This is a genomic window from Methylobacterium sp. J-026, from assembly GCF_022829585.1.
Classification (GTDB): Bacteria; Pseudomonadota; Alphaproteobacteria; order Rhizobiales; family Beijerinckiaceae; genus Methylobacterium.
Window position 1 is genome coordinate 65,582 of the sequence record NZ_JAKSYC010000314.1, and the last position, 7,777, is coordinate 73,358.

Sequence of the window (7,777 nt, forward strand, 5' to 3'; positions counted from 1 at the left end):
GCCGGCGCGATCACCGGCCATACCCTTCCGCGTGATGACGAAAAGGCCCTGTCCATAGGATGTTCATCTAATCCCAGCGTGACACCCTTGTGAAGCTTTTCCGGCCGGGCCCAGAGACGCACCCACAGGACGCACCCACAGGATGCCGCCCCGGGCGGAGGCCGCGCCGAATCCGGCACGGGATCGGCAGGAGCACGGTTTCGCCCCATTGCTCGCCCAGAGCGCCGGGTCTCCAGGAGGCCCGCCCGGTCCCCTGTCGCCGCCGATTCGCCGATGCCGGAGCCCGACCGCGCGTCCGGCACGCCCGACGAGAGGTCGCCCATGACTCGTGCGCAGATCCATGCGCCAGCGCGCAGCCGGAAGCCGGAGGGCGGCGCGCGCCGGTCGCGCCTCCCCGCCCTGCTCGCCGCGCTGATGCTCGGCCTCCCGGCGGTCGCGCCCCTGTCGGCCTTCGCCCAGGCGCCGGTCCAAGCCCCGGCCCAAGCCCCGGTCCAGGCGCCCGCGCAAAACCATGCCCCGGCCCCAGCCGGCAAACCCGCCGAGACCAAGCCTGCGGAGACCAAGCCTGCGGAGACCAAGCCCGCCCCGGCGCAGGCCGAGCTCCCCGAGCAGTTCAAGGCGGTGCGGGCCAAGCTCGACGCCGCCAAGGCCGAGCTCGACGCCCGCGAGAAGCAGCTCGGGCATACCGACCTGACGGTGACCGACCTCACCGCCATCCGCGACAGCGCCGCCACGGTCACCGACGAGATCCGCACCCTGGTGACGCGGCTCGACGCGCCCCTCGAGGCCGCCCGCGAGCGGCTGGCCCAGCTCGGGCCGAAGCCCAAGGACACCCAGGAGAGCGCCGACGTCGCCGAGCAGCGCGCCGAGCGCGAGGCCGCCGTCACCCGGATCGACGAGACCCAGCGCCTGGCCCGCTCCCTGGTGGTCCAGGGCGATCAGATCGTCGACCGGGTCTCGAACCGCCGGCGCGAATCCTTCACCCGCGACCTGTTCCAGCGCTCCCAGCCGCTGATCGGCCCGGGCCTCTGGGCCAAGGTGATGGCCGACATCCCCCGGGACACGCGGGCCCTGCAGAGCGCGGTCTCCGATATCGGCCTGCTGTTCTCCCGCAACGGCAGCCTCGCCAACCTGCTGTTCCTGGGGCTCGCCTTCGGGATCTCGATCGCGCTGTATTTCGGGCGGCGCAACATCGCCCCCCGGGGCGCCCGCCGGAATTCCGGCCGGACCGACCCGTCGCGGCGGGCCACGCTGCTCGCCGCCTGGCGGGTGATCCTGCTCGGGACGGTGCCGGCGGTGGCCGGCTCCTACGCGGTCTACTACGCGCTGGACGCCACCAACCTCCTGCCGTCCCGGCTCCTGCCGGTGGCCGCCGCGATCGCCGGGGGGCTCGCCTTCATCGCCTTCGTGGAGGCGCTCTGCGACGGGCTGCTCAGCCCCGAGAAGCCCGCCTGGCGCCCCGCCCCCGTCGGCGACGCCGCGGCCACGCGCCTGACGCGGCTGGCGGTCGGCATCGCCACGGTGATCACCGTGGTGAAGTCCGTGGAGGCGCTCAATTCCGGGATCTCGGCCGCCCTGCCGATCTCCATCGCCACCCGGGGGCTGGGCGCCGTGGCGACCGCCCTGATCCTGGCGGTCGGCCTGCACCGCTTCGCCGACACCGAGCAGGAGGAGGAGGCCTGCTTCGGCCCCTACGTGCCGACCAAGTCGACCACGGGCATCGGCGGGCCGGCCCGCCTCATCGGCTGGGCCGCCGTGGCGGTGATCGGGCTGGGGGCGCTGGTCGGCTACGTCGCCTTCGCGACCTTCCTGATCGACCAGCTGATCTGGGCCGGGGGCGTGCTGGTGCTGCTCTACCTGCTGGTCCAGAGCGTCGACATCTTCGTGGGCCGCGCGCTGAGCGACGAGACCCGGCTCGCCACCGCGCTCCAGGCCAATACCGGCCTGCGCAAGCGCTCGCTGAACCAGATCTCGGTCCTGGCGACCGGCGCCGCCCGGGTCGTCCTGTTCCTCGTGGCCGCGCTCCTGGTGCTGGCGCCCTGGGGGCTCGATTCCACCGACATCGTGTCGTCGGTCCGCCAGGCCTTCTTCGGCTTCAAGGTCGGCGACGTGACGATCTCGCTGTCGAGCATCGCGCTGGGGATCGGCATCCTGGTGCTCGGCGTGTTCATCACCCGCGGGGTGCAGCGCTGGCTGGAGAACACCTACCTGCCGGCCACCGACCTCGATGCCGGCCTGCGCAACTCGATCACCACGGTGGCGGGCTATTGCGGCTTCCTGCTCGCCCTGGCGCTGGCCTTCTCGTATCTGGGCTTGAGCCTCGAAAAACTCACCCTCGTGGCCGGCGCCCTGTCGGTGGGGATCGGGTTCGGCCTGCAATCGATCGTCAACAACTTCGTCTCCGGCCTGCTGCTCCTGTGGGAGCGCCCGATCCGGGTCGGCGACCAGGTGGTGATCGGCGATTCCGAGGGGATCGTGAAGCGGATCTCGGTGCGCTCCACGGAGATCCAGACCTTCGACCGCTCGGCCGTGATCGTGCCGAACTCGAACCTGATCTCCGGGGTGGTCAAGAACCGGGTGCGGGGCGACCGCACGGGCCGGGTGAGCATCACGGTCAGCGTCCTGCGCAACCAGGACCCGGTGCGGGCCGCCGAGATGATCACGGCCTGCGCGCAGGCCCATCCCGACGTGCTGAAGGAGCCGCCGCCCCGGGTGGTATTCAGGAAGATCGGCGACCCGTTCCTCGAATTCGAGCTGCTCGTCTGGATCGTCGACGTCAGCCTCGGCCTCAAGGTGCAGACCGACCTGAACTTCTCCGTGTTCTCGACCCTGTCGGGGGCGGGGTTCATCCCGCCGCTCGGCCCCGGCGCCAGCATCGTCACCGTGCAGGGCCTCGATACGATGCAGAGCGCCATGGGCGAGATCGCCAGCCGCTTCGGGCTGTCGGCGCCGGCCCCCGAAGCCAAGGCCCCGGAAGCCCAGGCCCCCGAAGCCCCGGCCTCCGCGGAGTCCGCGGCGCCCCCGGTCCAGCCGCAGCGCGACCGCGGCCTGCGCAGCGCGGGGGGGTGAGGCAGCCCGTGCGAACCGGCCCGGCCGCACCTATATCCCGAGGCATCCGAGCCGGTTGTCGCAGCAGGGACCTCAGAGACGTGGGCGGACGAAACGCGAGACGGGGTCTGCGGCTGGCAGGCACATTCCTGGTTCCGGCCCTGCTCGGCGCCTGCGCCGCCCAGGCGCCGGCCCCGACCGGGCTGCCGAGCATCTACCTGCCGCTGGCGAGCAACAACGCCCATATCGACGTCGATGCGTCCCGCGACATGATCTCGGCCTACCGCCGCAACCGCGGCGCGCCGCCGCTGGCGGTCGATCCGGAGCTGCAGCGGCTGGCGGAGGCCGAGGCCGCCGCGATGGCGCTGGCCGATCGGCCGAGCCAGGCGCAGACCGTCAAGGCCGCGGTCCAGCGGCTCGGCTACGCGGACGTGAACGCCAACCTCTCGGCCGGCTACCACACCCTGGCCGAGGCCTTCTCCGGCTGGCGCGAGAGCGCGCCGCACGATGCCGCGATGGTCGATCCCCGGGCGACCAAGATGGGCATCGCCACCGCCTACGCGCCGGGCTCGAAGTACAAGGTCTATTGGGCGCTGCTCACCGCGCGGTAGGGGCGCGGGGCCCCTACGGCAGCCCCTTCACGTTCGGCACCGGCGGCGCCTCCCTGAGCAGCGTGATGGTCACCCGGCGGTTAGCCGGCATGTAGGGGTTGTCGGGGAACATCGGCTGGGTGTCGGCCTTGCCGGTGACCGAGGCGAACCGGTCGTCCGGGATCCCCGAACGGGCCAGGATCTCCCGGACGCTGACGGCCCGGCCCGACGACAGCTCCCAGGGCGGCGCCGCCGGGCGCTGGCCGGGCCGGTCGGTGGCGGTGAAGCCGGTGACGGCGATGCGGTTCGGCATCTGGCGGAGCGCCGGACCGAGCCGCTCCAGGAGGCGCCGCGTGCGCTCGTTCGGGCGGGTCGAGCCCTCCGGGAACATCGAGCGCCCGTCCTGGTCGACGACCGACACGTCGAGGCCCTGCTCGGTCCGGGCGATGACGATGTTCTTCGACAGTTCGGCGAAGTCCGGCATGCTCTGCAGGGCCTGCCGCAGGGAGGCCGCCGCGAGGCCGAAATTCTCCGGCTCGCCCATGTCGGGCATGCCGAACGCGCTGCTCTTGTCGAGCTGCGGCGGCGTGGTCCGGTCGGTGGCCTCATCCGGGGGAATGTCGCGCCGGAACTTCACGTGGTCGGCGGCCGGCAGGCCCTCCGATTCGATGATGCCGGCGAACTTCGAGTCCTTGTTGACCCCGAAGGCGTCGCGCATGGAGCCCGCCACCAGCTGCATCTTCTTCTGGTCCTGCGTCGAATACGCCGCGACCATCACGAAGAAGCTCATCAGCAGGGCCATCAGGTCCGCGAAGGTCACGAACCAGCCGTGACCGCCATGGGCGCCGCCGCGCTTCCGCCGAGCCATCTCAAGATTTCGCCATCTCAGGCCGCCTGCTCCATCAGCGCGTCGCGATGGTTGTGCGGCAGGTAGGCGACCAGCATCTCGCGCACGAGGGTCGGGCTCTTCTGGTCGCGGATCATCAGGATGCCGTCGATGATCAGCGAGCGGGACACGTCCTCCTCCTCGAGCTTCACGTGCAGCTTGTCGGCGAGCGGCAGGGTGATCAGGTTGGCGATCACGGCGCCGTACAGGGTGGCGAGCAGCGCGGTCGCCATGGCCGGCCCGAGCTTCGAGGGATCGGACATGTTGGCGAACATCGCCACCATGCCGAGGATGGTGCCGATCATGCCCCAGGCCGGGGCGCAGTCGCCGTAGGCCCGGTAGACCTTCGAGCCCTCGTCGAGATGCATCAGGAAGTTGTCGCGGTCCCGCTCCATCGTGTCACGGATGAACTCGCGGTCGTAGCCGTCGGCGATGTAGCGCGCGCCCTGCGCCAGGAACGGGTCGGAGATCTCCATGTTCTCCAGCGCGATCGGCCCGCTCTTGCGGACCACGTCGGCGATCTTGGTGATCTCCTCGATCAGTTCCTGGGGCTTCACCGAGCGCATCATGAAGGCGAAGCGCAGGCCCATGGGCAGGCCGTGCATGATCACCGAGAACGGGAAGCGGATCATCGTGGCCGCGGTGGCGCCGCCGAACACCACGACCAGGGCGTGCTCGGACAGGTAGGCGCCGAAATGGCCGCCATCGAGCATGATCAGCCCGATCACGACGCCGAGGCCCGAGAGCAGGCCGAGTGCGGTGGCGAGATCCATGAGGCGGGTGCCCGATGCCGAATCGTTCAGGGAACCCGGGGGCCGCAAACGGCTGGGTAGCCCACAGGGTTAGGAAACCCGGCTGAACGAACGGTAAAGACGCCCGTTTCCGGCCTGTGTCGGCCCGTCATCGCCCGTTCAGGCGGAGCCTGGCATAGCCCTGTCGTATGAGGGGTTTGCGGGGAATCGGCGAGGGCGCCGGCCGCGCCGGCCCCTGAGGTCGAGGCGCAGGACCCGGGTCACACGGGCCGCGCCAGGGGTGGCGGAGCGGTCGTGATGGTTCGTCTGTACGGGCGGGTCCTGGGTTTCCTGAAGGCGGAGCGGCGGCTGGCCATCGGCTTGGCGCTGACCAACGTCGTGCTGGCGGTGGCGGCCTTCGCCGAGCCCCTGCTGATGGGCCGGATCATCGACCAGCTCACCCATCTCAAGCGCGGCGGCGACGCCATGACGACCATGCTGCCCCTGCTGGCGGCCTGGGTGGCGTTCGGCTTCTTCACCATCGCGGCGGGCGTGTTCATCGCGCTCCACGCCGACCGGCTGGCCCACCGCAACCGCCTGTCGTCGATGGCGAGCTACTTCGAGCACGTCCTCGACCTGCCGCTCGCCTTCCACTCGGCCAACCATTCCGGCCGCGTCCTGAAGGCGATGCTGGAGGGCACCAACGGCATGGCCTGGCTGTGGCTCGGCTTCTTCCGGGACCACCTCGTCGCGCTGGTCTCGCTGGTCGTGCTCCTGCCGATGACCCTGTTCATCAACTGGCAGCTCGGCTCGATCCTGGTGGTGCTGGTGCTCGCCTTCACGGTTCTGACCACCTTCGTGATGCGCCGGACCGAGGCGCTCCAGGGCCAGGTCGAGGAATTCAATTCGGGGTTGGCCGCCCACGCGTCCGACGCCCTCGGCAACGTCGCGGTGATCCAGTCCTTCACCCGCGCCAAGGCCGAGAAGGACGCGATGCGCGGCATCATCACCAACCTGCTCGCCGCGCAGATCCCGGTCCTGTCCTGGTGGGCGCTGGCCAACGTGGCGACCCGGGCCTCGGCGACCATCACCATGACGGCGATCTTCGTCACCGGCATCTGGCTCTACCAGGCGGGCACCACCACGGTGGGCGAGGTCGTGGCCTTCATGAGCCTGGCCACCGCCTTCGTGGCGCGCCTCGACCACGTGGTCGGCTTCGTCAACGGCCTGTTCCAGCAGGCGCCCAAGATCGCCGAGTTCTTCGAGATCTACGACACCGTCCCGTCGGTGGCCGACCGGCCGCACGCCCGTCAGGTCGCGCGGTTCGAAGGCGAGGTCACCTTCGAGGATGTCGCCTTCTCGTATGATGGCCGGCGCAAGGCGCTGGACGGTGTCTCGTTCTCGGCCCGTCCGGGCGAGACGATCGCCCTGGTCGGCACCACCGGCTCGGGCAAGTCCACGACGCTGGGCCTCCTGCACCGCAGCTTCGATCCAGCCTCCGGGTCGATCCGGATCGACGACATCGACGTGCGCGACATCGGCCTCTCCTCGCTGCGCCACAACATCGGCGTGGTGTTCCAGGAACCGATGCTGTTCGCCCGCTCGATCCGCGAGAACCTCCAGGTCGGCCGCCCCGACGCCACCGATGCCGAGATGCTCGACGCCCTGGAGCGGGCCCAGGCCGGCTGCTTCATGGCGCGCCAGCCGGACGGGCTCGACACGGTGATCGGCGAGCGCGGCCGGTCGCTCTCCGGCGGCGAGCGCCAGCGGCTCTCGATCGCCCGGGCGCTTTTGAAGAACCCGCCGATCCTGATCCTCGACGAGGCGACCTCGGCGCTGGACGCCGCCACCGAGCGCAAGCTCCAGGGCGCCCTCGAAGCCGTCATGGAGGGGCGGACCACCTTCGTGATCGCCCATCGGCTCGCCACGATCCGCGACGCCGACCGCATCCTGGTCTTCCACGAGGGCCGGATCGTCGAGGCCGGCACCTTCGACGCGCTGGTCGCCCAGAACGGCCGCTTCGCCGAACTCGCCCGGGCCCAGTTCATGGCGGCCGAGGCCGACGCGGAGGAGGGGCTGGCGCTGGCGGCGTGAGGGGCTGCCGAGCGTATCTCGCACGGTTCGGGAGGATGCGCGGGCCTCTGCGGGGGCGGGGACCCTGGAGAGCCCCCGTCAGCCGACCGCATCCTCCACCAGGATCTCGCGCTTGCCGGCGTGGTTGCCCGGGCCGACGATCCCCCCGACCTCCATCCTCTCCATGAGCGAGGCTGCGCGGTTGGCGGAGTTATAACGGTTATAATACCGTCTTTTCATCGATAATTCTCGCTAGTGAGTCGGGACGGGTCAACGAGTTTGTCATGGTACGCGTCGCTTGGGGTGGACGTGAGGGCCGGGCCGAGATGCAGTCGATGGTGATCGAGAAGGTGCACGCCGCCGGTGAGGCGATGACGACGCTGATGCTCGGCGGCTCGTCCGAGACAGTCATCGCTCGCTACCGCGAGCACGTTGCCTTCAACACCAAG

At 70.5% G+C, this 7,777-nt stretch carries 5 protein-coding genes and 1 pseudogene; 3 read left to right on the forward strand and 3 right to left on the reverse strand.

All coding sequences use genetic code 11. The features are described 5' to 3' along the window. The first annotated feature begins 321 nt into the window (after positions 1-321). Positions 322-3,069, forward strand: a complete 2,748-nt coding sequence (locus tag MKK69_RS27005) for a DUF3772 domain-containing protein (protein WP_243973108.1) — start codon at positions 322-324, stop codon at positions 3,067-3,069. A gap of 80 nt (positions 3,070-3,149) precedes the next feature. Next, complete coding sequence (locus MKK69_RS27010; RefSeq protein ID WP_243973110.1) at positions 3,150-3,659, forward strand: CAP domain-containing protein; 510 nt, start codon at positions 3,150-3,152, stop codon at positions 3,657-3,659. A 13-nt stretch (positions 3,660-3,672) separates the two neighbouring features. Here MKK69_RS27010 and MKK69_RS27015 read toward each other — a convergent pair whose 3' ends face one another. Continuing rightward, complete coding sequence (locus MKK69_RS27015) at positions 3,673-4,506, reverse strand: flagellar motor protein MotB (RefSeq protein ID WP_243973112.1); 834 nt, start codon at positions 4,504-4,506, stop codon at positions 3,673-3,675. Positions 4,507-4,523: 17 nt separating this feature from the next. Beyond that, positions 4,524-5,297, reverse strand: coding sequence for a motility protein A (locus MKK69_RS27020; RefSeq protein ID WP_243973114.1), 774 nt, complete (start codon positions 5,295-5,297; stop codon positions 4,524-4,526). 276 nt (positions 5,298-5,573) lie between these two features. Between MKK69_RS27020 and MKK69_RS27025 the strand changes: the two genes are divergently transcribed. Then, complete coding sequence (locus tag MKK69_RS27025; RefSeq protein ID WP_243973116.1) at positions 5,574-7,349, forward strand: glucan ABC transporter ATP-binding protein/ permease; 1,776 nt, start codon at positions 5,574-5,576, stop codon at positions 7,347-7,349. 78 nt (positions 7,350-7,427) lie between these two features. Here MKK69_RS27025 and MKK69_RS27030 read toward each other — a convergent pair. Beyond that, positions 7,428-7,532: pseudogene (locus tag MKK69_RS27030) on the reverse strand (DNA translocase FtsK); the annotation flags it as partial. Between the last annotated feature and the right edge of the window lie 245 nt (positions 7,533-7,777).